Source organism: Pseudoruegeria sp. HB172150 (assembly GCF_013184805.1).
In the GTDB taxonomy this organism is placed as follows: domain Bacteria; phylum Pseudomonadota; class Alphaproteobacteria; order Rhodobacterales; family Rhodobacteraceae; genus Psychromarinibacter.
Map to the genome: position 1 here is coordinate 369,443 of NZ_JAATNG010000002.1, position 25,384 is coordinate 394,826.

The 25,384-nt window shown below is 65.1% G+C and carries 22 protein-coding genes; 11 read left to right on the forward strand and 11 right to left on the reverse strand.

Going from position 1 to position 25,384, the window contains the following annotated elements:
• Positions 1-4: 4 nt before the first annotated feature.
• The 6 genes from HCO70_RS13570 to HCO70_RS13595 all read right to left on the reverse strand — a co-directional run bounded on the left by HCO70_RS13570 (position 5) and on the right by HCO70_RS13595 (position 7,794).
• Positions 5-1,579, reverse strand: coding sequence for an exopolyphosphatase (locus tag HCO70_RS13570; RefSeq protein WP_371742218.1), 1,575 nt, complete (start codon positions 1,577-1,579; stop codon positions 5-7).
• A gap of 279 nt (positions 1,580-1,858) precedes the next feature.
• The gene (locus HCO70_RS13575; RefSeq protein WP_172296982.1) at positions 1,859-4,033 is read right to left on the reverse strand and encodes an RNA degradosome polyphosphate kinase; all 2,175 of its coding nucleotides are present in this window, start codon (positions 4,031-4,033) and stop codon (positions 1,859-1,861) included.
• Between the two features lie 40 nt (positions 4,034-4,073).
• The gene (locus HCO70_RS13580) at positions 4,074-4,757 is read right to left on the reverse strand and encodes a DnaA ATPase domain-containing protein (protein WP_172296984.1); all 684 of its coding nucleotides are present in this window, start codon (positions 4,755-4,757) and stop codon (positions 4,074-4,076) included.
• 3 nt (positions 4,758-4,760) lie between these two features.
• A complete protein-coding gene (locus tag HCO70_RS13585) occupies positions 4,761-5,843 on the reverse strand; it encodes an AI-2E family transporter (protein ID WP_172296986.1) in 1,083 nt (360 codons plus the stop codon).
• Between the two features lie 83 nt (positions 5,844-5,926).
• A complete protein-coding gene (locus tag HCO70_RS13590; RefSeq protein ID WP_172296988.1) occupies positions 5,927-7,093 on the reverse strand; it encodes an alpha-hydroxy acid oxidase in 1,167 nt (388 codons plus the stop codon).
• Positions 7,090-7,794 carry a ZIP family metal transporter gene (locus HCO70_RS13595; protein WP_172296990.1) on the reverse strand — a complete coding sequence of 235 codons (705 nt, stop codon included), beginning with the start codon at positions 7,792-7,794 and terminating at the stop codon, positions 7,090-7,092. Before HCO70_RS13595 ends, HCO70_RS13590 begins: the two co-directional genes overlap by 4 nt.
• 96 nt (positions 7,795-7,890) lie before the next feature.
• Between HCO70_RS13595 and HCO70_RS13600 the strand changes: the two genes are divergently transcribed.
• On the forward strand, positions 7,891-10,251 hold the full coding sequence (locus HCO70_RS13600) for an ATP-dependent helicase (RefSeq protein WP_172296992.1): 2,361 nt from the start codon (positions 7,891-7,893) through the stop codon (positions 10,249-10,251).
• Between the two features lie 158 nt (positions 10,252-10,409).
• The gene (gene ychF, locus HCO70_RS13605) at positions 10,410-11,507 is read left to right on the forward strand and encodes a redox-regulated ATPase YchF (RefSeq protein WP_172296994.1); all 1,098 of its coding nucleotides are present in this window, start codon (positions 10,410-10,412) and stop codon (positions 11,505-11,507) included.
• Positions 11,508-11,544: 37 nt separating this feature from the next.
• Here ychF and HCO70_RS13610 read toward each other — a convergent pair whose 3' ends face one another.
• Positions 11,545-11,805 carry a hypothetical protein gene (locus HCO70_RS13610; protein ID WP_172296996.1) on the reverse strand — a complete coding sequence of 87 codons (261 nt, stop codon included), beginning with the start codon at positions 11,803-11,805 and terminating at the stop codon, positions 11,545-11,547.
• Positions 11,806-12,327: 522 nt separating this feature from the next.
• Here HCO70_RS13610 and HCO70_RS13615 point away from each other — a divergent pair.
• On the forward strand, positions 12,328-12,981 hold the full coding sequence (locus HCO70_RS13615; protein WP_172296998.1) for a hypothetical protein: 654 nt from the start codon (positions 12,328-12,330) through the stop codon (positions 12,979-12,981).
• Between the two features lie 7 nt (positions 12,982-12,988).
• On the opposite strand, the gene HCO70_RS13620 is transcribed toward HCO70_RS13615, so the two are convergent.
• The gene (locus tag HCO70_RS13620; protein WP_172297000.1) at positions 12,989-13,816 is read right to left on the reverse strand and encodes a GNAT family N-acetyltransferase; all 828 of its coding nucleotides are present in this window, start codon (positions 13,814-13,816) and stop codon (positions 12,989-12,991) included.
• Positions 13,813-14,490, reverse strand: coding sequence for a GntR family transcriptional regulator (locus HCO70_RS13625; protein ID WP_172297002.1), 678 nt, complete (start codon positions 14,488-14,490; stop codon positions 13,813-13,815). The genes HCO70_RS13620 and HCO70_RS13625 overlap by 4 nt, the downstream gene beginning before the upstream one ends.
• A gap of 243 nt (positions 14,491-14,733) precedes the next feature.
• Here HCO70_RS13625 and HCO70_RS13630 point away from each other — a divergent pair, with 243 nt between their 5' ends.
• From HCO70_RS13630 to HCO70_RS13650, 5 genes are all read left to right on the forward strand, one after another.
• A complete protein-coding gene (locus HCO70_RS13630) occupies positions 14,734-15,705 on the forward strand; it encodes an ABC transporter ATP-binding protein (protein ID WP_172297004.1) in 972 nt (323 codons plus the stop codon).
• Between the two features lie 52 nt (positions 15,706-15,757).
• Complete coding sequence (locus tag HCO70_RS13635; protein ID WP_172297006.1) at positions 15,758-17,023, forward strand: PotD/PotF family extracellular solute-binding protein; 1,266 nt, start codon at positions 15,758-15,760, stop codon at positions 17,021-17,023.
• A gap of 66 nt (positions 17,024-17,089) precedes the next feature.
• Positions 17,090-18,010: an ABC transporter permease gene (locus tag HCO70_RS13640; protein ID WP_172297008.1), complete on the forward strand. Its 921-nt coding sequence runs from the start codon at positions 17,090-17,092 to the stop codon at positions 18,008-18,010.
• Between the two features lies 1 nt (position 18,011).
• Positions 18,012-18,848 carry an ABC transporter permease gene (locus tag HCO70_RS13645; protein WP_172297010.1) on the forward strand — a complete coding sequence of 279 codons (837 nt, stop codon included), beginning with the start codon at positions 18,012-18,014 and terminating at the stop codon, positions 18,846-18,848.
• A gap of 3 nt (positions 18,849-18,851) precedes the next feature.
• Complete coding sequence (locus HCO70_RS13650) at positions 18,852-19,517, forward strand: aspartate/glutamate racemase family protein (RefSeq protein ID WP_172297012.1); 666 nt, start codon at positions 18,852-18,854, stop codon at positions 19,515-19,517.
• On the opposite strand, the gene HCO70_RS13655 is transcribed toward HCO70_RS13650, so the two are convergent.
• Positions 19,490-20,362: a metallophosphoesterase gene (locus tag HCO70_RS13655; protein WP_172297014.1), complete on the reverse strand. Its 873-nt coding sequence runs from the start codon at positions 20,360-20,362 to the stop codon at positions 19,490-19,492. The genes HCO70_RS13650 and HCO70_RS13655 overlap by 28 nt on opposite strands.
• Positions 20,359-21,309: a diacylglycerol kinase family protein gene (locus HCO70_RS13660; protein WP_172297016.1), complete on the reverse strand. Its 951-nt coding sequence runs from the start codon at positions 21,307-21,309 to the stop codon at positions 20,359-20,361. The genes HCO70_RS13655 and HCO70_RS13660 overlap by 4 nt, the downstream gene beginning before the upstream one ends.
• 173 nt (positions 21,310-21,482) lie before the next feature.
• Between HCO70_RS13660 and xsc the strand changes: the two genes are divergently transcribed.
• From xsc to HCO70_RS13675, 3 genes are all read left to right on the forward strand, one after another.
• A complete protein-coding gene (gene xsc, locus HCO70_RS13665) occupies positions 21,483-23,261 on the forward strand; it encodes a sulfoacetaldehyde acetyltransferase (RefSeq protein ID WP_172297018.1) in 1,779 nt (592 codons plus the stop codon).
• A gap of 122 nt (positions 23,262-23,383) precedes the next feature.
• A complete protein-coding gene (locus tag HCO70_RS13670) occupies positions 23,384-24,319 on the forward strand; it encodes a phosphate acyltransferase (protein WP_172297020.1) in 936 nt (311 codons plus the stop codon).
• On the forward strand, positions 24,319-25,383 hold the full coding sequence (locus HCO70_RS13675; RefSeq protein WP_172297022.1) for an acetate/propionate family kinase: 1,065 nt from the start codon (positions 24,319-24,321) through the stop codon (positions 25,381-25,383). Before HCO70_RS13670 ends, HCO70_RS13675 begins: the two co-directional genes overlap by 1 nt.
• The last annotated feature ends 1 nt before the right edge of the window (position 25,384 follow it).

A 25,384-nucleotide genomic window follows, 5' to 3' on the forward strand; every position in this document is an offset into this window, starting at 1 on the left:
TTGCTCAACTCACCTTCGCTTCTGCCCCCAGCGTCGAGGCAAGCGACTGAAACCGCGCCTCGGCAACCTCGCCGAACAGACCCTTCGCGCGGTCGCCTAGGCTGAGTTCTAGCTTCTTCTTCTTCGGATTCCAGTTCAGCGCGCCGATGTTCTCGTCAAGGTCCGCAGTCAGCATCGAGCCGAACCGCATCGCCTTGCCCAGCACCTCCGCCTGGTGCAGGTCCGCCTCCGGCAGCATGTTGATCAACGGGTCGAACCGCGTTTCCGCGCGGCTGTTCTTGTAGCGGTGCAGCAGGGCCACGCCCATGAAGATCCGGCTCGAATGGGTCAGCCCACCCAACGCCGCGCGCGTAACGTAGTCGAAACAGGCCTCGTGCCGGTAATCCGGATGCGCGCGCCAGTTCACGTCATGCAGCAGGCAGGCTGCCTGAATCACCCGCTGGCGCGTGGCCGGGGCGCTGTCGAACAGGGGGCTGACAAAGCGATGCAGCGCACGGCCAAATCCCGGGCGGCGGGCATCCTTCTGTTCGGCATGGCGGCAGGCTTCGATCAGCGGGTCGCGATGCCGAAGCTCTTCCGGCATCTGCTGATAAAGCATGCCCTCGCGGATGCCGTAGCTGGAAATCGCGATCTCGCGCGGTTTCAGGACCCCGATCAGTTCTTTCAGGACCTCACATGCAATCGGGACCAGCGCCATACGTGTTGAGGACGTACCGGTACGTGCGGCCAGATCGTCGACGTCGTTCTCCGGAATCCAATTCAGAGTGTCGCGAAGCTGTTTCGGCGACATTCGATACTCGTGCAGCACGTGCAGGGGGTAGTCGCGCCGGAGCATGTCGTGGCGGGCGATGGCGCGCCAGGAACCGCCGACAAGGTAAAGCCGATCCTGATGCGGACCGAGCCGTTCCGCCATGTCCTCGATGGTCGCGCGGATATGCTTCAGGCGGGCCTTCTTGGTCTTCAGCCCCTGCAGTTGCAGCGGCCCCAGCGGAGAGGACATGCAGGCGCCGATCTCGCCTTCGGTGAGCGACGCGAGCTCCATCGAGGAGCCGCCGATATCGCAGACCGATCCGGTGGCATCCGGCCAGCCCAGAAGCACCCCCTGGGCCGACAGCCGCGCCTCTTCCTCGCCGTCGATGACCCATAGCTTGATGCCGGTCTCACGCATGACCTCGTCGCAGAAATCCTGGCCGTCCTCGGCATTGCGGACGGCGGCGGTGGCGACGGCGGTCAGGGGCGCCATCCGGAAATCCTCGGCCAGCAGCTTGAAGCGCAGGAGGGCGGAAAGGGCGCGCTTGCGGCCTTCGGGGTTCAGGCGGCCGGTCTCGGAAAAGCCGGCGCCGAGGCCGGCCATGATCTTCTCGTTGTAGAAATAGGCCGGGCTCCGGGCGGCGCCGTCGAAGATGACCAGGCGGACCGAGTTCGAGCCCACGTCGACCACGCCCACGCGCTTGAGCCATTCGTCGGCCGGGTCATCGAAGAGGGGGCGGCCGAAGGGGTCCCAGTCGTCGCCATGCGCCTCGGTGATGCCGTCCATCGCTGCCGTCTCCTCCGGGGTCCTTGGGCGGGCTATTTGCATGATCGGCGGGGTGGGGTCAATCGCGCGGTTTGGCGGGTCTGACGGGGGCGTCCCCATGGGGACGGGGGGTCAAGTCATTGATTTCAGGCGTGTTAGCGCTAACCTATGGGTGGGGACGCAGCGCAATTATGCCGGGCAGATAGAGCAGACCGCCCCTTCTTCTGGTCAAAGGTATCCTGGGGGCCGTCCATGGTGCGCCATCGGTGCAAGCACGATGGTCGGCTGGGGCAAAGCCCCCCAGCCGGTCGGATCGCCGCAAGGCGATCCGAAGCCCCTGGTTCAGTCCTCGGTGTGGGTCAGTTCCGGCACGTCCGCCGCGCCGGCGGACCCACGGCCCGACAGCGACGGGTTCTCCATGAAGAACCGGTGGCAGTTGAAGAAGGTCTCGCCCTCCTTCGGCATTTCGCGGGTGAATGTGCCGTCCGGCGCCATCACCCAGCTCTGCGCCTCGTCGGCGAGGTTGGCCGCCATGATCTGGCTGACGATCTGCGCCTTCACCGTGTCGTTCCGGCATTCCACCAGCGTCTCGACCCGACGGTTCAGGTTGCGGTCCATCCAGTCCGCCGAGGACATGAAGACCCGCGCGCGGCGCGACGGCAGGTGGTGGCCGTTGCCGTAGCAGACGATGCGGGAATGTTCGAGGAACCGGCCCACGATGGATTTCACCCGGATGTTCTCGGACAGTCCCTTGATGCCGGGGCGGATGCCGCAGATGCCGCGGATCACCAGATTGATCTTCACCCCGCGCTGCGACGCCCTGTAGAGCGCGTCGATGATCTCGGGCTCGATGATGGAGTTCAGCTTGGCCCAGATTTCGGCCGGTTTCCCGGCCTCGGCATTGTCGCCCTCGACCTCCATCAGCTCGATCAGGCGCTTTTTCAGCGAGTGCGGTGAGATGGCGAGGTTTTCCAGCCCCTCCGGTTCGGCATAGCCGCCAACGTAGTTGAACACCTTGGTCGCGTCCCGGCCTAGGGCGGCATCGCAGGTGAAGAAGCTGAGGTCGGTGTAGATCCGCGCGGTGATCGGGTGATAATTGCCGGTGCCGTAATGGGTGTAGGTCACCAGCTTGCCGCCCTCGCGCCGGACTACGGTGGAAATTTTGGCGTGGGTCTTCCAGTTGATGAACCCATAGATCACGTGGGCGCCGGCGCGTTCCAGACGCCGGGCCTGGCGGATGTTGGCGGCCTCGTCGAACCGGGCCTTCAGCTCGACCAGAGCGGTGACCGATTTGCCGGCTTCGGCGGCCTCGCAGAGCGCCTCGACAATCGGGGATTCCGTGGAGGTGCGGTACAGCGTCTGCTTGATCGCCAGCACATCCGGATCGGCCGCCGCCTGCTGCAGGAAGCGGATCACCATGTCGAAGGTCTCGTAGGGGTGGTGCAGCAGCATGTCCTTCTGCCGGATCGCGGCGAACATGTCGCCGTCGTGATCCGTCACCCGCTCGGGCACGCGCGGCGTGTAGCTGGGCCACAGCAGGTCGCGCCGGTTGTCGAGCACCAGTTCTTTCAGGTCGGCGATGCCGATCACGCCCTCGATCTCGATTACCTCGGATTCCTCGACGTGCAGTTCGTCGATGATCATCTTGCGAAGGCCCTTGGGCGCATTGGTCGACAGTTTCAGCCGGATCACCTCGCCCCGGCGGCGGCGTTTCAGCGCCACCTCGAATTCGCGCACGAGATCCTCGGCCTCGTCCTCGACCTCCAGATCGCTGTCGCGCAGGACGCGGAACGCGCAATGTCCGGTGACCTTGTAGCCCGGAAACAGGTCGCCGATGTAAAGCACCAGCAGCTCTTCCAGCGGCAGGAACCGTTGAACCTCGTCCTCGACCGGAAGGGCGACGAAGCGGTCGATCTGGTGCGGGATCGGCAGCAGCGCCTGCAATTCGCGCTTGTCGCTGGACCGCTGCATCTGCAGCGCCAGCGCGAAGCCGGTGTTCGGGATGAACGGGAACGGGTGCGCCGGGTCGATGGCCAGCGGCGACAGCACCGGGAAGACATTCGACAGAAACATCTCGTCCAGATGCTCACGGTCGGTCTTTTTCAGGCTGTCGCGGCTCTCGATGACAATGGCGGCTGCTTCCATCTCGACCCGCAGGGCGTTCCAGACGGTCTGCTGCCGTTCCATCAGCTTGCGCGCGTCGGCGTTGATCAGTTCCAGCTGTTCCGACGGCGTCAGGCCGTCATCGGCGGGGTTGTTGTGGCCTTCGAGCGCCAGCTCGCGCAGGCCGGCAACGCGGACGGTGTAGAATTCGTCGAGGTTCGTGGCGCTGATCGACACGAAGCGCAGCCGTTCCAGCAGGGGCACCCGCGGGTTCTCTGCCTCTTCCAGCACCCGCCAGTTGAAGGCGAGCCAGCTGAGCTCTCGGTTGAAGAAACGCTTCGGCCCGGAAAACTCTTCGGGCGGCAGCTCGGTGGGGGCCGGAAACGGGGCCTTGAGGAAATCAGCCTGGGTCATGAGGGCGTCTTGGCGGCAGAAGGTGACAATCGAGTGACAATCATGGCCGTTCCGTATCGAGCTTGTCCAGAACCTCGCGGATCAGCGGCTTGGTCACCCGTCGGCGGCGCGCAAATGCCTCGCGGTTCAGCGCCTCTGCCAGCCGCTGTGCGGCGGAAAAGCGGCGTTCCATCCGGGTGAGCGCGTAAGTCACCGTATCCGGGTCGATTTCCAGCTGCCGCTCGTCGAGCTGCTTGAGCAGCACGGCGGTCAGCAGCGGATCGTCGGGCGGCTGCAGTTCCGTGGTGGCGGTGGCCTGCATCCGGCTGGCGAGGTCCGGCAGGGTGAGGTTCCAGCGCGAGGGCGGCAGGGTGGCGGTGATCAGCATCGGCCGCCCTTCGGCCAGGGCAAGGTTGTGCAGGTGGAACAGCGCCTCTTCGGCGGCGCGGTCGCCGGCGATGGTGTCGGCATCCTCTATCGCGATGGGGGTTTTTGCGAGCGTGGGGATGTCCGCCGCGGCCAGTTCGGCGGCGGGCAGGATCGTCGCGTCTGTCAGCGCCGCCCAGACATGGGCGAGGTGGGTCTTGCCCGAGGCCGCCGGCCCGACGAGGGCCAGCTTGCCCGAGGGCCAGCTTTGCCACGCCTCAACCGTCGCCACCGCCGTCGCATTGGCCGGCGAGACGAAGAAGTCCCCCCGCCCCAGCGCTGGGCGCCTGGTGAGGTCGAAGCCGAGCTGTTGTGTCACTGTCTAGTCCTGGCCGGGGGTTTCGGGCTGTTCCGGCTCCGGCCCGCGGTAGAGCGGCCCCTGCTTGTACTGCTCTACCCCGAAGCGCGCCAGCACGCCGAGCGCGGCCGAGACCGGCACCGCGACCAGCATCCCGACGAAGCCGAAGAGCGCGCCGAAGACCGACAGGGCCAGCAGCAGCCAGACCGGGTGCAGGCCGACGGAGGAGCCGACGAGGTTCGGGGTCAGGATGTTGCCCTCGACGAACTGGCCGAGGAAGAAGATCCCGGCGACCGCCGCGATCCACCACCATTCGCCCCAGAACTGGAACAGGGCGAGGCCGATGGCCATGACCCCGCCGACCACCGCGCCGACATAGGGAATGAAGGTCAGGAACCCCGCGATGGCGCCGACCACGAGGCCGAATTGCAGGCCGACGACGGTCAGGGCCGCAGCGTAGAAGATGCCGAGGATCAGCATCACCAGCCCCTGGCCGCGGATGAAGGAGGACAGGGTGCGGTCGATCTGGGCGGCGAGGCGGCGGATCGTCGGGGCATGCTCGCGCGGCAGCAGGTCGTCGATATTGGCGACCATGCGGTCCCAGTCGAGCAGCAGGTAGAAGGCGACGACGGGCACGATGATGATCAGGATGAAGATGTTCAGAAGGCTGAGCGCCGAAGTGACGACGCCCTCGACCAGCTCGGCGCCCTTGTCGGCGAACATCGTGCCGAACCGGGTGATCGAGCGGCGCACGGTGGATGTTTCGTCCATCAGGTCGGGGAAGCGGTCGTTCACGAAGGCCTGCAGGTTCTGGAACATCTCGGGCAGGGCGTCGATCAGGTCGGCGGCCTCGCGGACCAGCGCCGGGATCACGGCAACCATCAGGACGATGAAGATCAGGAGGCCGAAGAGGGTGATGGTGACGGTGGCGAGCACGCGGCTGAAGCCGTGGCGTTCGAGCCAGTCGGCCATGGGATCGAGCAGGTAGGCCACGGCGCCGCCAAGGATGAAGGGCATCATGACGTTGCCGAGAAGCCAGAGCGTCACCGCGAAGACGAGGATGACGATGCCCCAGATCTTCAGCTGTTGGTTGGCGGGGAGGGCCATGGCGGCTCCGTACTCATGATCCGGCGTTCATACGCGGGGGAGAGTTGCCGATGGGTGCGGCACATGCAAGCGCGGTGTTTTTCTCAGGGTGCAGGCGGGTGCGCCAGTTTGGCCGCCAGTCCTTCGTATGACGGCAGGCCGAGCTGACCGAGATTGGCCTGCAGGTCGCGGGCGAGGATGTCGACCACATGCGCAGCACCCTTGGGGCCGAAGGCGGCGATGCCGTAGTGGAAGGCGCGGCCGAGCATGATGAAATCCGCCCCCAGCGCCAGCGCGCGCAGGATATCCAGCCCGCTTTCGACGCCGGAATCGAAGATCAGCGGATAGTCGGGGCCGACGGCCTCGCGGATCGCGGGCAGGACCTCGATGGAGGCGGGGGAGCCGTCGAACTGGCGGCCGGCGTGGTTCGAGACCCAGACCGCGTCCACCCCTTCCTTCTTCAGCCGTACCGCGTCTTCGGGCACCATCACGCCCTTGACGAAGAACGGGCCGTCCCAGCCGTCGCGCAGGGCACGCAGGTAGTCCCAGCCGGGCGAGGTGCGGATCATGTAGCCGGCATGCGCGGTCGAGGACATTGCGCCGGTCTGGCCGGTGTAATCCTCGATGAAGGCAAGCCGGGGCATGCCGTTCTTCCGCACGGCGCGGAGCGTCTCCAGCGACCAGGCGGGCGTCGTGATGCACTGCCCGAAGATCCGCGGCGTCAGGTGCGGCGGGTGGGTGATGCCGCCGCGCCGCTGCCGTTCGCGGCGGCTGGGTTCCGGCACGTCGACGGTCAGCACCAGCGTATCGAAACCCGACGCCTTCACCCGGCGCAGCATGTCATCGCGGATCTCGGCGTCGCGCGGCGGGTAAAGCTGAAACCAGCCGCGGCCGTCCGTCAGCGGGCCGACATCCTCGGGGATCTTGGTCGCCACACCGGACAGACAGTACGGGATGTTCCGCGCGGTGCCGAGCCGGGCGAGGTGCAGTTCGGCATCGGGCCAGACCAGACCCGACATGCCGACCGGCGAGATTCCGAAGGGCAGGGCATAGTCGCGCCCCATCAGGCTGCGGCCAAGGTTGTAATCCAGTTCGCCGAACAGGGCGGCGGGGTTGAACAGGATCTCGTCCAGCTTGCCGCGATTACGGCGCGCGGTGGTCTCGGCGCCCGTGGCACTGTCGAGGAAATCCCAGACGAAGCGGGGCAGGCGGCGGCGGGCCCGCAGGCGAAGGTCGGCAATGGCGGGATGTGTTTGGTCGAGGTCTGTCAATGGATCACCAGATGTCCCAGCAGACCCAGCGCAAACCCGGCGACGGCGCCGAAGGGCGGGGCCCACTTGTTTTTCATCGGCGCCTGCGGCGCCACGTCTTCGAAGATCAGGTAAAGAATGCCGCCCGCAGCCGTAACCATCATCGCGCCCAGAAGCTGCGGGTGGTTGGAAATGAACAGATGCCCGGCGAGCGCGGCGATCGGGCCAAGGAAGGCCAGAGCGGTGAAGACCATCAGGGTCTTGTTCGCCTCGGCGGTGGTTTTCGGCGCGGCCTCGCGATAGGCATTGAAGCCTTCTGGCAGATTCTGCAGCGCGATCAGCATCGCCATCAGCGGCGCCGAGCCGGAGCCGAGCGCGAAGAGCGCGCCAAGCGCGATCGCCTCGGGCAGGAAATCTGCCAGCATAGCGAGCATCTGGCCACGGCTGCCGCCGCGTTCCGCGACCCAGCGGTCGATCAGTGCGAACAGCACGCCGCCGCCGAGGAAACAGGCGATGGAGAGCCAGACCGGCAGCACCGTCGTCCCCTGCGGCACCAGCACCAGCGCCACCGCGGCGATCAGCGCACCGCCGCCGAAGGCGATGATGAAGTGCCGCATGCTGGGGCCGATCATTTCGGCCCGCTCCTGCGCCAGATGAGCGATCAGGCCGCCGAGCGGTATCATCCCGCCTGCAAGTATCGAATAGAGAACGGCCTTTAGCATGTTTACTGCCATAGCCTGCGGCAGCCGTTTGGGGAAGGGCGGAACATTAAGAGAACAAGCCTTTAACTCGTTCCCGCTTCGGGATAGATTGCCTGCATGAGCGATTACTCGGAAGACGACGCCTTCGAGGCCGCCGGCACGCCGCTGTCGGCGCGGGCCATGGCGGCCCGCCCGGCGCCCTATCTCGACAGCCTGAACCCGGCCCAGCGCGATGCGGTGGAGGCGCTGGACGGCCCCGTCCTGATGCTGGCGGGCGCGGGAACCGGCAAGACCAAGGCGCTGACCACGCGGATCGCGCATCTTCTGAACACCGGCAAGGCGCGGCCGAACGAGATCCTTGCGGTGACATTCACCAACAAGGCAGCCCGCGAGATGAAGGAGCGGGTGGCGGCGCTCTTGGGTCAGACCGTCGAGGGAATGCCGTGGCTGGGCACCTTTCATGCGATCTGTGTGAAGCTTCTGCGGCGGCACGCGGAACTGGTGGGGCTTAAGACGAACTTCACCATCCTGGATACGGACGACCAGATCCGGCTTCTGAAGCAGCTGATCGTGGCCGAGAACATCGACGACAAGCGCTGGCCGGCGCGGATGCTGTCGGGGATCATCGACAACTGGAAGAACCGCGCATGGACGCCCGACAAGGTGCCCGCGGGCGAGGCGAACGCGTTCAACCGGCGCGGCGTGGAGCTGTACGCGCAGTATCAGGCGCGGCTGAAGGAACTGAACGCGGTCGATTTCGGCGACCTGCTGTTGCATGTGCTGACGATCTTTCAGACGCACGAGGATGTGCTGGCGCAGTATCAGCGCTGGTTCCGCTACATCCTCGTCGACGAGTACCAGGACACGAACGTGGCGCAGTACCTGTGGCTGCGGCTTCTGGCGCAGGCGCACAAGAACATCTGCTGTGTCGGCGATGACGACCAGTCGATCTATGGCTGGCGCGGCGCCGAGGTGGGCAACATCCTGCGGTTCGAAAAGGATTTTCCGGGGGCCAAGGTGGTGCGGCTGGAGCAGAACTATCGCTCGACGCCCCACATTCTGGCGGCGGCCTCCGGCGTGATCGACGCCAACAAGGGGCGGCTGGGCAAGACGCTGTGGACCGAACTGAACGACGGCGAGAAGGTCCGGCTGATCGGCCATTGGGATGGAGAGGAAGAGGCGCGCTGGATCGGCGAGGAGCTGGAGTCGATGCAGACCGGCACGCGCGGGATGCATCCGATGGATTTGGACAAATCCGCCATTCTGGTGCGGGCTTCGCACCAGATGCGCGCCTTCGAGGATCGTTTTCTGACAATCGGCCTGCCTTACCGGGTGATTGGCGGGCCGCGGTTCTACGAGCGGATGGAGATCCGCGACGCGATGGCCTATTTCCGCGTCGCCTGTTCGCCGGACGACGATCTGGCCTTCGAGCGGATCGTGAACACCCCCAAACGCGGCGCCGGCGACAAGGCGCAGCAGACCATGCAGCGCGCGGCGCGGGCGAATGGCGTGTCGCTGCTGGAAGGCGCGCGGCTTTGCGTTTCTGCAGGGGATATCTCGGGCAAGGCGAAGGGCCAGGTCGGCGTTCTGGTCGAACAGTTTGACGGCTGGCATCGCAAGGCGCTTGATCCGCAGCAGAACCATGTCGAACTGGCGGAGCAGATCCTCGACGAATCCGGCTATACCGCGATGTGGCAGAACGACAAGACGCCCGAGGCGCCCGGTCGGCTGGAGAACCTGAAGGAACTGATCAAAGCCCTTGAGGAATTTGAGAATTTGCAGGGCTTCCTCGAACATGTCGCGCTGATCATGGACAACGAGACCGAGGGCGAAGGTGCGAAAGTGTCAATCATGACGCTGCACGCCGCCAAGGGGCTGGAGTTTCCGTCGGTGTTCCTGCCGGGCTGGGAGGACGGGCTGTTCCCGTCGCAGCGCGCGATGGACGAGACCGGGCTGAAGGGCCTCGAGGAGGAACGCCGGCTGGCCTATGTCGGCATCACCCGGGCGCGGGAGCTTTGCACGATTTCCTTTGCGGCGAACCGGCGGGTCTATGGTCAGTGGCAGTCGGCGCTGCCGTCGCGCTTCATCGACGAACTGCCCGAGGAGCATGTCGAGGTGCTGACGCCGCCGGGTCTTTACGGCGGCGGTTACGGGGCGGCGGGAATGGGCGGTGGCGGGCTGGAACAGCGCGCGGCGGATGCCAATGTCTACAACTCGCCGGGCTGGCGGCGGCTGCAGGAGCGGCAGGCAACGCGCCCGATGAGCCAGCCGCAGGAGAGCCGGAACATGGTGATCGATTCCACCGCCGTTTCCGCTTTCACCCAGGGCGACCGGGTGTTCCACCAGAAGTTCGGCTACGGCTACGTGATGGGGATCGAGGGCGACAAGCTGGATATCGAGTTCGAAAAGGCGGGCTCGAAGAAGGTGGTCGCGAAGTTCGTGGTGGGCGCGGAACGGGCGGACGACGTGCCGTTCTAGCGCGTCCGGCTCCTTTTTCTGGTTGAAAATATCCCGGGGAGCGCGAGGGGCAGAGCCTCTCGTTCCCGGCCCCGACACCGGCGGAACGCGCCGATCCACTTGACCCTCCCCCGCCTGCGCCCCTACATGCGCCGCGACCTATCAGGAGAACGCGGAACATGGGTTTCAAGACCGGCATCGTGGGGCTGCCCAACGTGGGCAAGTCGACGCTCTTCAACGCGCTGACGCGGACCGCGGCGGCGCAGGCGGCGAATTTCCCGTTCTGCACCATCGAGCCCAACGTGGGTGCGGTGGCCGTTCCCGACGCGCGGCTGGAAAAGCTGGCCGGTATCGCCAGTTCCAAGGCGATCATTCCGACGCAGATGACCTTTGTCGACATCGCCGGGCTGGTGAAGGGCGCCAGCAAGGGCGAGGGGCTGGGCAACCAGTTCCTGGCGAACATCCGGGAATGCGACGCCATCGCCCATGTGCTGCGCTGTTTCGAGGATGACGACGTCACCCATGTCGAGGGACGGGTCGATCCCGTCGCCGATGCCGAGACCATCGAGACGGAGCTGATGCTGGCCGATATCGAGTCGATCGAGAAGCGGCTGCAGGGCCTCGTGCGCAAGGTGCGCGGTGGCGACAAGGAGGCGGTGCAGCAGGAACGGCTGCTGAAGGCGGCCCTTGCGGTGCTGGAGAATGGTCAGCCTGCGCGTACCGTCGAGGTGGCCGAGGAAGAAATGAAGACGTGGAAGGGGCTACAGCTTCTGACGCAGAAGCCGGTGCTTTACGTCTGCAACGTGGACGAAAGCGAAGCCGCCGAAGGAAACGCGCATTCCGCGAAGATCGCCGAGAAGGCAGCGGCAGAGGGCGCCGTGTCGGTGGTGATCTCGGCCAAGATCGAGGAAGAGATCAGCCAGCTCGACGCCGAAGAGGCGGAGATGTTCCTGGAGGAGATGGGGCTGGAAGAGGCCGGGCTCGACCGGGTGATCCGGGCCGGTTACCAGCTTCTGGGCCTGCAGACCTATTTCACCGTCGGCCCCAAGGAGGCGCGCGCCTGGACGATCCGCAAGGGCACGCTGGCGCCGCAGGCCGCGGGCGTGATCCACGGCGATTTCGAGCGCGGTTTCATCCGTGCCGAAACCATCGGCTACGACGATTACATCACGCTGAATGGCGAGCAGGGCGCCAAGGATGCCGGCAAGATGCGCGTCGAGGGCAAGGGCTATGAAGTGAAGGACGGTGACGTCCTTCACTTCCTGTTCAACGCCTGATCAGGTGTCCGCGGGCGAGGCGCCCCGGACGACCGGCTTAACTGGCGCGAAGCTGTACGACGTTGTCGGGAATCTGGCGTTCCGCATGGCGCCCATGGATCAGATTGATCGCGTCGAGCAGAGCGTGGGCGTCGCAGTCGGACGACCCTTTCCAGATCGTGGCGCGGTCGACCGCGTCCGTGACCTGCACGGTCCAGTCTGCCTGCGGTGTCTCGCGGACGATTTCGATTTCGTATGGTATGCTGTCGCAGACAACCCATTGCGACAGGCCGGATACGGTGACGGAAGTGGGGGACATGGGGGGCTCCGTTTTGTCACCAGAATGGTGCATGTTTAAGGACTGTTTTCAAAGTATCGGACGACATATGGTCGAATAACTGAAACAGGATATCAGAAAAAACCGCGAGTGTTTCCCTGAGCGAAACGACATCGGCAGTTTTCAGCTAGGTTAATTGGTCTGTAATTCCTGCAAGCCTCCGTGGAATCAGTTGTATTTCATTGGCTTCGCCAGTTTGGCACGCCGTGAGCCATTTCTTGCTCAACAGTGGGATTTTTTCGTGTTCTTCAACTAAAGGTAATTGACCTGTTCAGTTTTACATCCTTGAAGGGCTGATTCCCTCCGCATTCCTGAATCCAATCGGTGTGTCGTACCGGCTGTGATTGCAGATGGCCAGACCAGCGAGAACGAAACATCGGGGCCGAGCGCGTTAACGAAGAGTAAAGGAAACACTTTTAGCTTTGGTTTCAGAAAATACCAAGCAATGCGGCGGGCACGCTGCACACTAAAAGGACCAAGAGAGTGTTTTTGGACAGCGAATGCATGCCGGATCCCAAATGCGATGCGGCAATTTCGCTCTCTCATGATGATTCATCGGGTCGATGGTATGCCGAACGGGTCGAGCTGGCCCTCGGCGACGCCCGAAACGTGACGGTCTTTTCGCGCCCGAGGCGATTGGAGCGCGCCTTTGTGCCGGCATTCGTCAGGGCGTTGCAGCCTTTCCTGCCGGAGTGCGGCGAAAACGTTGTCCACACCGATGCCCAGGCCGTGATCGACATCCCCAAGCTGATTCTGGGGCACATCCAGGTCGTCGCTTGCCGCGGCCCTCAGGGATTCATGATCGCAACCGTGAGGTTCCGAAAGGTGCTGGGGCCGCTGCAAGCCATATTGCTGCCGCGCCACCGGTCCGAGTCGCACATCTTCGCAGCGATGGAGCGAAGCGCGGCGGATGCGCTGCTGAATCTGTTGCGTCCTTGTATCGACCTCGCTGCCGTCGACCCAGCAGAGGCGACAAGGGAAGGGGCCGAGTCGCTGGTTGCCACCCGGCTTTCAGAGCTGGCCAAGCGGCGCGATGACATGGCCTTTTTCGCCTACCTGCTGAAACGCTATATCGAGAATGCGCCGGATCTGGATTCCGCCGGAGCCCTGCATGTGGAGTCGCGGTTGCAGGGTGTGTCCCTGCCACGGTTGTCCTGATCGCCGGTCAGCCCAGTTCCATCGTCGCGATAGCCTGCAGCGCGGGGCCGGCCACTGGTGCCGTTCCGCGATACATCCGCGCCGTGGCGAAGGTTTCTTCGAATCCCCGCGCATCCAATGCCGCCGCAAGGGCTTCGTTGCCCGGGGCGACATCGATGAACACGGTGTCCGCGGACATCTGCGCGACGGCAGCCTCGGCCAACCGCAGGGCAGTTTCGGTATCGGGCGCGAGGATCGGGCCGATCTTGCAGCCGTCCCGGCACAGCCGGATCGTCGCGCTGCCCGGGGTTTCTCTGGTGATTACCGTCGCCCGTCGCTGGTCGGCGCCGAGCCAGATGTCTAGGAAGGGCGTCCGTTCGTAGCCGCTGGAGTCCCGGTCGAGCGCGAACAGTGCCGGTTTGTCCGCGGGCACGATCGGCCGGATGCCTTTATGCTCGTGGCCTGTCAGCTTGCCGGCAAAGCGGCGCGATGCGCCAGCGCGGACGAAGCCGGATTTCTCGTAATTCGCCTGCTGCGCGGCGACGCCATCCAATCCGACCGTGCGGTCGCCGGCATGCTCCAGTGCCTGTGTCCAGAGCTGGTACCCGATGCCGCGCCCGCGGAACTCTTCCTTGCAGATATACAGGCCGAGGAAGGCGAAGTCGTCCGAATGGTTCACCACGGAGATCGAGGCGACCGGAACATCGTCGATCAGCGCGACGAAGAAACCGCGCGGATCGGTCTTGTAGAAGGCGGTGGCGTCGGCGAGGCCGGGATTCCAGCCTTCCGCCGCCGCCCAGTCCAGCGCCGTTTCCAGTTCGGCCAGCGTCGCGTGGCGGATATGCGGTTCGTTCATTGTGTCAGGGCTTCGCGCAGCGAGGTCGGAACCGAGTTCAGATTGCGCAGATCCAGCGAAGTGACAAGATCCAGCAGGTGGTTTTTCATCAGTTCCTCGGCCAGGTCGCCATCCTGCGCGCGGAAGGCCTGGATCAGTGCGTGATGGGCGTGGCTCTCGCACAGGGCCCCGCGGCGCTGCCAGTAGAGCGCGATGATCAGCGAGGATCGGGCGATCAACTGGGAGATGAATTCGGCCACGGTCTTCTGATCGGCGATCCGGGCGATCTCTATGTGGAACATGCCCGACAGATGTAGGGCGCGTCCCCAGCGGCCGTCCGCGACGGCGGCATGTTCTTCGTCTATATGGGCCTGCAGGCGCGCGAGGTCCGCCTCTGTCATCCGTTCCGCGGCAGAGCGGGCGGTGCGCGGTTCCAGCAGAGCGCGCGCCTCGAACACCTCGCGTGCTTCACGCGCCGAAGGCCGGGCTATGAAGGCGCCCCGGTTGCGGCGCAGTTCGACCAGCCGTTTGTGGGCGAGCGTTTGCAGGGCTGCGCGGGCCACCGTGCGGCTGACGCCGTAGATCGCGCCGACCTCGTCTTCGTTCAGCTTGGAGCCCGGCGCCAGACGATGTTCGTGGATCGCTTCTTCCAGGTCGGCCGCGACCCGGTCGCTGCTGGCTTCGGCCTTGCCCATATCCTTCGTGGTTCCGTCCGCGTTTTCGATCCGGCAAACCTAACGCAGCTGCCAGAATGGGCAAGGGGTGTGCGGCGCACACAAGATTGTATACGAAATTGGATTGGATTCTGTGCGCTTCCATCGCCAGACCGCCCAATCGCCAAGCACTTCCCGTTTGAAGCGACTCCCGGTACGAAAAACACTGCCGATGAATGGAGGATTCGACAAACCATGGTCTCAGGAAATCCGACAGGAGTGTCCATGCGGACGGGGCAGGATCTGGAACTGGTGCATCTGACCAAGCGCTACGGCGACACGGTTGCGGTGCGCGACATCAACCACGTGTTCGAAAACGGCACCTATGTCTGCCTGCTCGGGCCCTCTGGCTGCGGCAAGTCGACGACGCTGCGGATGATCGCGGGGCACGAGACGGTCAGCGGCGGGTCCATCGTGCTGGACGGTCAGGACATTTCGCGGCTGGCGCCCGCTCAGCGGGGCACGGCGATGATGTTCCAGAGCTATGCGCTGTTCCCACATCTGTCGGTGCGCGACAACGTGGCGTTTTCCCTGCGTATGAAAGGTGTCGACAAGACCGAGCGGTACAGGGCGGCGGACGATATGCTGGCGCTGGTCGATATGGGCCACCTGGCAGATCGCCTGCCGGCGCAACTGTCGGGCGGGCAGCAGCAGCGGGTTGCGCTGGCGCGTGCGCTGGTGACCAAGCCGCGCGTGCTGTTGCTCGACGAACCGCTGTCGGCGCTTGACCCGTTCCTGCGGATCCGGGTGCGGGGCGAACTGAAACGGCTGCAGCGCGAACTGGGAATTTCGTTCATTCACGTCACCCATGGACAGGACGAGGCGCTGGCGCTGGCCGACGAGGTGGTCGTGATGAACAACGCCGTGATCGAACAGGCGGGCCCGGCCCGCGACGTGTTCGGCGCGCCGAAGACGGAATTCGTCGCCCGGTTCATGGGCGGGCATAACGTGATCGACCTCGACGGCGGGCGGTATGCGCTGCGGGCCGACGAAGTGAAACTGGCCGAGGGCGGCCGTCCTGCCACGATCAGCCTTGTCGAATACCAGGGCGACCGCGTGGCGGTAACCGCGCAGCTTGGCGAGAGCGAGGTGCTGGCGCTGGTGCCCGAGGCGGAATTCTACGCAAACCCGAAAAACCCGGGCGACGCCGTCGGCCTAGCCTGGGACGAGGGGCGGCTTCACCGCCTCCAGGCCTGAGGGCCGAGCAAACAGAACCCCGAAAAGGCAGTAAGAGACAGAGAGGATTAGCATGGCCAAAGTAGGATATACCCGCCGCTCGGTGCTGAAGGCATCCGGCGCGGCAATCGCCGCATCGGCGCTTCCGGCCCCGATGGTCTGGGCGCAGGAGATCAAGGACATCACCCTTCGGCAGTTCGGCACCGGCGTGTCGAACCTGAACGAGGTGGCGCAGAAGGTGAAGGAAGACCTGGGCTTCACGCTGGAAATGACCGCGCTCGACTCCGACAGCGTGACGCAGCGCGCGGCGACCCAGCCCGACAGCTTCGATATCGCCGACATCGAATACTGGATCTGCAAAAAGGTCTGGCCGACCGGCAACCTGCAGGCGATGGATGTGTCGAAGATCTCGAACTACGACAAGATCGTCGGCATCTTCAAGGACGGCAAGCTGACGCCTGAATCGGTGATCGCGCAGGGTACCGCGCCGCATACCGTGGGTTTTGTAGAGGAGCCGGGCGGCACCACGTTCGCCTCGGAACCGACCAACTGGATGACCCTCATCCCGACGATCTACAACGCCGACACGCTGGGCATCCGCCCCGACCTGATCGGCCGTCCGATCAGCAACTGGTCGGAACTGCTGAACCCGGAATTCAAGGGCAAGGCGTCGATCCTGGACATCTCGTCGATCGGGATCATGGACATGGCCATGGTCTGCGAGTCGATGGGCGAGATCAGCTATGGCGACAAGGGCAACATGACCCGCGAGGAGATCGACAAGACCATCGCGATCTTCACCGAAGCCAAGCAGAACGGCCAGTTCCGCGCCTTCTGGAAGACCTTCGACGAGTCGGTGAACCTGATGGCCTCGGGCGAGGTGGTGATCCAGTCGATGTGGTCGCCTGCGATCACCGCGGTGAAGTCGCGCGGCATTCCCTGCGTCTACCAGCCGCTGGAAGAAGGCTACCGTTCCTGGGGCGGCGGCATCGGCCTGTCGAACTCGCTGTCCGGCATGGAGCTGGATGCGGCCTACGACTACATCAACTGGTACCTGTCCGGCTGGGTCGGCGGCTTCCTGATGCGGCAGGGCTATTACTCGGCCGTTCCGGAAACCTCGAAGGAGTTCATGTCCGAGAACGAGTGGGGCTACTGGTTCGAGGGCAAGGAAGCCACCGACGTCATCACCTCGCCCTTCGGCGACGAGCTGGCGAAAGCCGGCGAGGTGCGTGACGGCGGGTCCTTCTACGACCGGATGGGCTCTGTCGCCTGCTGGAACGCGGTCATGGACGAGAACCAGTACATGGTCCGCAAGTGGAATGAATTCATCGCTGCATGATGAGCACCTGGCGCGGGGGCTTCGGCCTCCGCGTCTCTTTCCCCTGACGTTCCAACGGGCGGGCGCATGACCGATACGCTGACCGAGACCACGGCACCCGCCGCAGCGGGCACGGCCCCGCCAAAGCCGCGGCGCCGGCTTAGCGACAACGTCGTCGGCTGGCTCGAGGCGCTGCCGCTGACGCTGATCCTGCTGTGCTTTCTGGTCGCCCCGATCATCATGATCGTGATCGTCAGCTTCTGGACCGCGACCGAGTTTTCCATCATCCCGGCCTTCACCTTTGAGAACTACCAGTATCTCTTTGGCTCGTCGGTGACCTACCGGGTTTTCCTGGCCACGTTCAAATACGCCCTGATCACCTGGGCCTGCACGCTCGCAATCGGGTTCACCGTGGCCTATTACCTGGCCTTCTGCATCCGCAGCCAGACGGTGCAGATCGCGATGTTCCTGCTCTGCACGATCCCGTTCTGGACCTCGAACATCATCCGCATGATCTCGTGGATTCCGTTCCTTGGCAGAAACGGCATCGCCAACCAGACCCTGATCGACCTGGGCCTGATCGACCAGCCGCTGGAATGGCTGCTTTATTCCGATTTCTCGGTGATCCTCGCCTTCGTCCACCTTTACACGCTGTTCATGGTGGTCCCGATCTTCAACACGATGATGCGGATCGACAAATCCCTGATCGAGGCCGCCTATGACAACGGTGCCAGCGGCATCCAGACGCTGATCCACGTGATCATTCCGCTGACCAAGCCGGGGATCATGATCGGCACGATATTCGTCATCACGCTGGTGATGGGCGATTTCATCACGGTGCGCTTCATGAGCGGATCGCAGAAGGCCAATGTGGGCCGCCTGATCTCGAACGACATCTCGCTGCTGCAATATCCCTCGGCCGCGGCGACGGCGGTGGTGCTGCTGCTGACGGTGCTGATCGTGATCGGGATCCTGCTGCGCTTCGTCAACATCCGGAAGGAGTTGTAGGATGGACAAGCGCCCGCGCGGTTTCTACGCCCTGACGGTGTTCTTCGCCCTGTTCGTGCTGTTCCTCTACGGCCCGACGATCACCATCGGCATCCTGTCCTTCCAGGGGCCGGGCGGCGGTCTGACCTTTCCGATGCGCGGCGTGTCGCTGCACTGGTTCCACGACCTGTTCGAGCAGCAGGCGGTGGGCGACATCTGGGGCGCGTTCCGCCGGTCCTTTGCGCTGGGCCTGATGGTGATGGTGGCGACCGTGGTGATCTCTGTCATGGCCGGTCTGGCCTTCCGCAAGCGGTTCAGGGGATCGGGCTTTCTGTTTTACCTGTCCATCGCCTCGCTGGTGATCCCGTCGATCCTCGTCTCGCTGGGCGTCGGCCTGATCTTCACCCAGCTGGGGCTCAAGATCCACTGGGCGACATCCGGCCTTGGCGCACAGCTGACATGGACGTTGCCTTTCGGCCTGCTGATCATGTTCGCGGTCTTCAACCGCTTCGACAAATCCTTCGAGGAAGCGGCGCGCGATCAGGGGGCGACGTCGTGGCAGACGATCCGCCATGTGGTGCTGCCGATCATCGCGCCGTCGCTGTTGGGTGTCGCGCTGTTCGGCTTCACGCTGTCCTATGACGAGTTCGCGCGCACGCTGCTGACGGCGGGCAGCTACAACACGCTGCCGCTGGAGATCTTCGGCATGACCACCAACGTCACGACGCCGGTGATCTATGCGCTGGGCACGCTGACGACCGCGTTCTCCTTCCTGATCATCGGGGTTTTCCTGTTCACCGTCTGGTTCACCGCCAAGCGCCGTGCGCGCCATGGGAGCGATGCCGGCAAGGGCGTCTGAGCCATGCGGCTGTTGTATATCAACCCCAACTCGACAGAGGCGATGACCGACAGCATCGTGACGGCGGCGCGCAATGCGCTGCCGGAGGCGGAGATCATCGGCTGGACCAACCATGCCGGGCCGCCCGCGATCCAGGGGGCGGCGGACGGCAAAGCGGCTGTGCCGGGGCTGATGGCCCTGTTGCCGAAGGCGCGGGCCGCGGGCGTTGACGCGCTGGTCATCGCCTGTTTCGACGATACCGGGCTGGCAGAGGTGCGCGCGGCGGCGCATTGCCCGGTGGTGGGCATCGGGCAGGCGGCGTTCCACATGGCGGCGCTGTTCGGCCAGCGCTTTGCCGTGGTCACGACGCTGCCTGTTTCGGTGCCCGTGATCGAAGGCAACATCGCCGCCTACGGTTTTGGCCGCGCCTGCGTTGCGGTACGCCCAAGCGGTCTGGGCGTGCTGGAGGTCGAGGCGGGCGGACCGGCAGTCCTTGCCCGGCTCGGAAGCGAGATCAGTGCGGCGGCGCGGGACGGGGCAGGGGCCGTGGTGCTGGGCTGCGCCGGAATGGCGCTGCATCGGGACAAGCTGACGTTGGCGTCGGGGCCGGTGCTGATCGACGGGGTGGAGGCGTCGGCGCTGCTGGCGGCGGCGGCGGTCCGCTACGGCGCCGGTTCGCTGGCCGCCTGAAACGGAACGAGTTCACCGGCACGCACAGCGCCACCTTCCGGCACCGCGCCCTGAAGCGTCAGCCCGTCGGTTTCGCGCCGGAAATCGAGCACATCGCCGGCGGCAAAGCCCAGATCCTCGCCGACCATCATCCGCGTGACGCGGACATTGTCGGGATCGACGTCGATGATGGCGAAGTCGTTCACCTCTTCGCGCAGCCGCGACGACAGGCTGGTGCCGGAATGCACCTGGATCGGGCCGGACATCTTGGCGCCGCGCAGGAACGGCCCGGCCCGCCAGCGATGCAGGTGTCCGGACAGCACGACATGTGCGCCGCAGTCGGAAAGCCGCCCCAGCGCCTTCTCGGCCCGTTTCATCGGCGACTTGTCGACGGTTGCGTCCTGCTCGAACGGGTGATGCGCGAACAGGATGTTCAGCCGGTCGCGGGGCCCGGTCTCGAAGACGGAACAGATGCGCGCGACCGAAGATTTCCGGATCTTGCCGCGCTGGTGGCGCTGCGGGTCGACGGTGTTGCAGCCGACAACGGCGATATCCGCCTCGACATGCGCCGGTTCAAGCTGGGCGCTGATCCATTTCTGGTACTTCCGGAACGGTCGTACCAGCCGCTCGCCCAGATTGTAGAGCGGTACATCGTGGTTTCCCGGCACCGACAGCCACGGCACGCCAAGCCCGTCGAGGAAGGCACGCGCCTCGCGGAACTGATGGCTGCGGGCGCGTTGCGTGAGATCGCCGGAGACGATGACAAGCTGCGGCTCTGCGCGGGCCACGGCGGCGGTCAGCGGTGCCAGCAACTCCGGTCGCGTGCGGCCGAAATGCAGGTCGGACAGGTGAGCGAGTCGTCTCATTCGGCCCCGTTCGCAGCCGGCACGATCACCTTGAGCCCGCCGGCATCCAGCCGGAACCGGAACGGGCCGCGCATGCGCCCGGTCTCGCCGTCCCGCACGATGTGGCGATAGGGCTTGCCGGTGTCGATGGTGATCTCTTTCCCGGTCACCAGATCGAAATCGCGACCGCGCTGCATGCCCTTCGTCGCCAGCCGGAACGCCCGCGTCAGAAGTTCCCAGCGCCCGGAGTCGCGCGACAGGAACACGGCCAGCTTGCCCTGTTCCACTTCTTTCGCGCCGTCCAGTTCGAACAGGTTCAGCTGGAACGGGCTGTTGCAGACGAAGACCAGAGACGTCTTCGTCCGCCGCGTCTCGCCATCGACGGTCAGGTCCACCTTCATCGGCTTGTAGAGTTTCACAAGCGCCTTGATCACCGACCAGTAGGCCGCGACGCGGCTGCGGCCCCAGCTTTTGTAGGTCCGCTCGCGCTCGCGCCGGATCGTTGAATAGATGCCGACGCTGGCATTGTTCAGGAAGATGCGGTCGTTGATCCAGCCGACATCGGTCGGTCTCGGCGTGCCGGTCGCAATCACCTCGACCGCGCCCTCGATATCCTCGGGGATCTCGAAGCTCCGGGCGAAGTAGTTGAACGTGCCTGCAGGTATGACACCAAGCGCTGTGTCCGTGCCCGCCAGCACCTCTGCGACGGTCGAGATCGTACCATCGCCGCCCGCGGCGATGACAGTGGCGCAGCCGCGCTCGACAGCCTTTTTCGCCAGCTCCTCGATGTCGCCGTCTTGCCCGACAAGTCCGATCTCCAGATCGCGCCCGTCCGCCTCGAACCGGCGTTTCAGGGCGTCGGCCACATCCTCGTTGCCGCGCTTGCCCGAATGCGGGTTGACGATGGCATAGGTCGTGCCGCCGACCCGGCTTGCAGTCTCTTCCGTCAGAATTGGTTCGTGTATCATCGCTGTGTCCCTCGACGCGCATGTAACGCGCTTGATCGCGGTTTCGTTCCGCCCGCATTGCAGGTTTCCGCCTTTGCCCGACGCGCCGGGTGTCGATTCAAGGTTCCCTCGCGTGCCGCCTTCTGAAAGAAACGGAGCGTCTGGACAGCATCGCCGTTGGGAGGGAACGCGCCATGAAGATGACCACCGAAGAAGCCTTCGTCAAAACGCTGCAGCGGCACGGGATCGAGCATGCCTTCGGCATCATCGGCTCCGCCTTCATGCCCATTTCCGACCTGTTTCCCAAGGCCGGCATCACCTTCTGGGACTGCGCGCATGAGGGGTCCGGCGGCATGATGGCCGACGGCTACACCCGCGCCACCGGCAAGGTGTCGATGATGATCGCGCAGAACGGCCCGGGCATCACCAACTTCGTGACGGCGGTGAAGACGGCCTACTGGAATCATTCGCCGGTTCTGCTGGTCACGCCGCAGGCGGCGAACAAGACAATCGGGCAGGGCGGGTTCCAGGAGGTCGAGCAGATGGCCGCCTTCAAGGACATGGTCGCCTATCAGGAAGAGGTCCGCGACCCCACGCGCATTGCCGAGGTGCTGAACCGCGTCATCGTCAACGCTCGCCGCGCCTCTGCCCCGGCGCAGATCAACATCCCGCGCGACGTCTGGACCCAGGTCGTCGATATCGAGATTCCGGAACCGGTCGAATTCGAACGCCCCTCGGGCGGCGAGGCGGCGCTGGAGCAGGCGGCGGAGCTGCTGTCGAATGCGCGCTTCCCTGTGATCCTGAACGGCGCGGGTGTCATCCTCGGCGGTGCGATCTCCGACACCATCGCGCTGGCCGAGCGTCTCTCTGCCCCGGTCTGCGTCGGCTATCAGCACAACGACGCCTTCCCCGGTTCGCATCCGCTTTTCGCCGGACCGCTTGGCTATAACGGCTCGAAAGCGGGTATGGAGCTGATCTCCAAGGCCGACGTGGTGCTGGCGCTGGGCACCCGGCTGAATCCGTTCTCGACGCTGCCCGGCTATGGCATCGACTACTGGCCCAAGGACGCAAAGATCATCCAGGTCGACATCAACCCCGACCGCATCGGCCTGACCAAGAAGGTCTCCGTCGGCGTTGTCGGCGACGCCAGGAAGGTCTCGCAGGCGCTGCTGGCAAAGCTGTCCGGCACAGCGGGCGACGAGGGTCGCAAGGACCGCGAGGCCACCATCGCGCAGACGAAATCCGCCTGGGCGCAGCAGCTGTCCTCGATGGATCACGAGGATGACGATCCCGGCACCACCTGGAACCAGCGCGCCCGCGACGCCAAGCCCGACTGGCTGTCCCCCCGCAAGGCGTGGCGCGCGATCCAGGCGGCGCTGCCGAAAGAGGCGATCATCTCTTCCGACATCGGCAACAACTGCGCCATCGGCAACGCCTATCCGTCCTTCGAGGCGGGGCGCAAATACCTTGCCCCCGGCCTCTTCGGCCCCTGCGGCTATGGCCTGCCCTCCATCATCGGCGCCAAGATCGGCTGCCCGGATACGCCGGTGGTCGGCTTCTCGGGCGACGGCGCCTTCGGGATCGCGGTGACGGAACTGACCGCCATCGGGCGCGAGGAATGGCCCGCGATCACGCAGATCGTCTTCCGCAACTACCAGTGGGGCGCCGAAAAGCGGAACTCGACCCTCTGGTACGCCGACAACTTCGTCGGGACCGAACTGGACGAGGGCGTGTCCTATGCCGGCATCGCCAATGCCTGCGGGCTGAAGGGCGTGATCGCGCGCACGATGGACGAACTTACAGGCGCGCTCGACCGGGCGATCCGCGACCAGATGGAGAACGGGATCACCACGCTGATCGAGGTGATGATCAACCAGGAACTGGGAGAGCCGTTCCGCCGCGACGCGATGAAGACGCCGGTCGAGGTCGCGGGGATCAGCGCCGCCGACATGCGGCCGCAACGAACCGCCTGATCCTGCGGCATCTTCGCCGCTGACCTCACGTGACACGGGGATTTCCACGGGCGCCGCTGGCGCCCGTCGTTATTGCGTGATCTTTTCGCGGCAAGCATTACCCGGACGAGATTGGAGACGTGATGTCAGACCGTTACCCGTTTCTTTCAGAAATTGAGCCAGAGGTGCCGCAGACCCTGCTGAAACAGGCGCAGGGCATGCCTTGCCCGCGCGTGGCGCTGGTCAATGCCGGTGCGCCGCAGCCGCTGGACGGGATCCGGGAAGCGGCAGAGGCCGGTCTGGCCGAGCCGATCCTGATCGGCGATCCTGCCAAGGTCGCCGAGGCGGCCGAGGAGATCGGCTATGACATCAGCCCTTTCCGGATCATCGACGCGCCCCGCGCCGGGGCGTCGGTGGTGGCCGCAGAGCTGGCCCGCAACGGCGAGGCCGACGCGATCATGAAAGGGCAGATCCACACCTCCACCTTCCTGAAGGGCCTGCTGCCGTCGAAGGCGGGGCTGCGCGACAGGGATGCGCGCTGCGGCCACGTCTTTCACATCACAGCGCCGGGCAGCGACCGGCCGCTGCTGCTGACCGACGCGGCGCTGAACGTGGACCCGGACATCGCGGTGCGGCAGGCCTGCCTGACCCACGCCGTGCGCCTGTCCGAGGCGCTGGGAAATCCGCGCCCGAAGGCGGCGCTGCTGGCGCCGACGGAGGACCCGATCCCCTCGGTCCTGAACACGATGGAAAGCGCGGCCATCGCCACCTGGGCGCGGGATCACCTGCAGGATGCCGACGTGGCCGGGCCTATCGCGATGGACCTGATCCTGTCGAAGGAAGCCGCACGGATCAAAGGCTATGACAGCCCTGTCGCGGGCGACGCCGATATCATCCTGACCCCGAACATCACCACCGGGAACGCCGTCTTCAAGCTGATGGTGCTTGGCATGGGCTGCTGCGCCGGCGGCGTGGTGATGGGCGCCAAGGTGCCGATCCTGCTGACCTCGCGCAGCCAGGGCGCCTCTGCCCGCATCGCCTCCGCCGCCCTGGGGGTCATCGTCGCGGGAATTACGTGATGCTGCTGGTCGTCAACACCGGGTCGTCCTCGATCAAGACCGCCGTCTTCCGGGAGGATCTGTCCGAGGCGATCGCGGGCCGCATCACCGGCATCGGCACCTCCACCGGGGCGGAGCTGAAGCTGGGCGACACGCGGCACGCGGTCTATGCCCCCGATCACCATGCCGCCTTCGCCGCGCTTTTCGCGGCGCTGCAGAACGCCGGGATCGACGATATCGTCGCGGCGGGCCATCGCATCGTGCATGGCGGCACCGCCGCCACCGCGCCCGCACGCCTGACAGACGAGGTGATCGGCATCATCGAAGCGAACATCCCGCTTGCGCCGCTGCACAACCCGCCGGGCCTTGCCGGCATCCGCGCCATGGCCGCCGCGCGGCCCGACCTGCCGCAATATGCCAGCTTCGACACCGCGTTCCACGCCGGGCAGGACCCGCTGATCACCAGCTACGCGATCCCCGCGCAGTACCGCGACGCGGGCATCCGCCGCTACGGTTTCCACGGGCTCAGCTATGCCGGGATGGTGGCGCAGTTCGGCGACGCGCTGCCGGAACGCCTGCTGGCCATGCATCTGGGCGCTGGCGTCAGCCTCTGCGCGATCCGGAACGGACAGTCCTGCGCCACGACGATGGGCTACTCGCCGCTCTCCGGTCCGACGATGGCCACGCGGTCTGGCGATATCGACGGCATGGCGGTGCTGCGCATGGCGCGGGAACTGGGCATCGACGAGGCCGAACGGGTGCTGAACAAGGAGTCCGGCCTGCGCGCGCTGGGCGGCCATGCCGACATGCAGGCGCTGATGGCAGAGGGCACGGAGGAGGCGAAATTCGCCATCGCGCATTTCGTGACCTCCATCGCCCGTCAGGCCGGCGGCCTGATCTCTGTGATGGGCGGAGTCGACGCCGTGGCCTACACCGGCGGTATCGGCGAGAATTCGGCCGAGATCCGGCAGATGATCATGGACAAGCTGGCGTGGCTCGGTGCTCTCGAGGTCCACATCATCCCGGCGGAAGAGGAAAAGCAGATCGCCCGGGACGCCTACGCGGTGATCGCGCGAGGCGAATAGG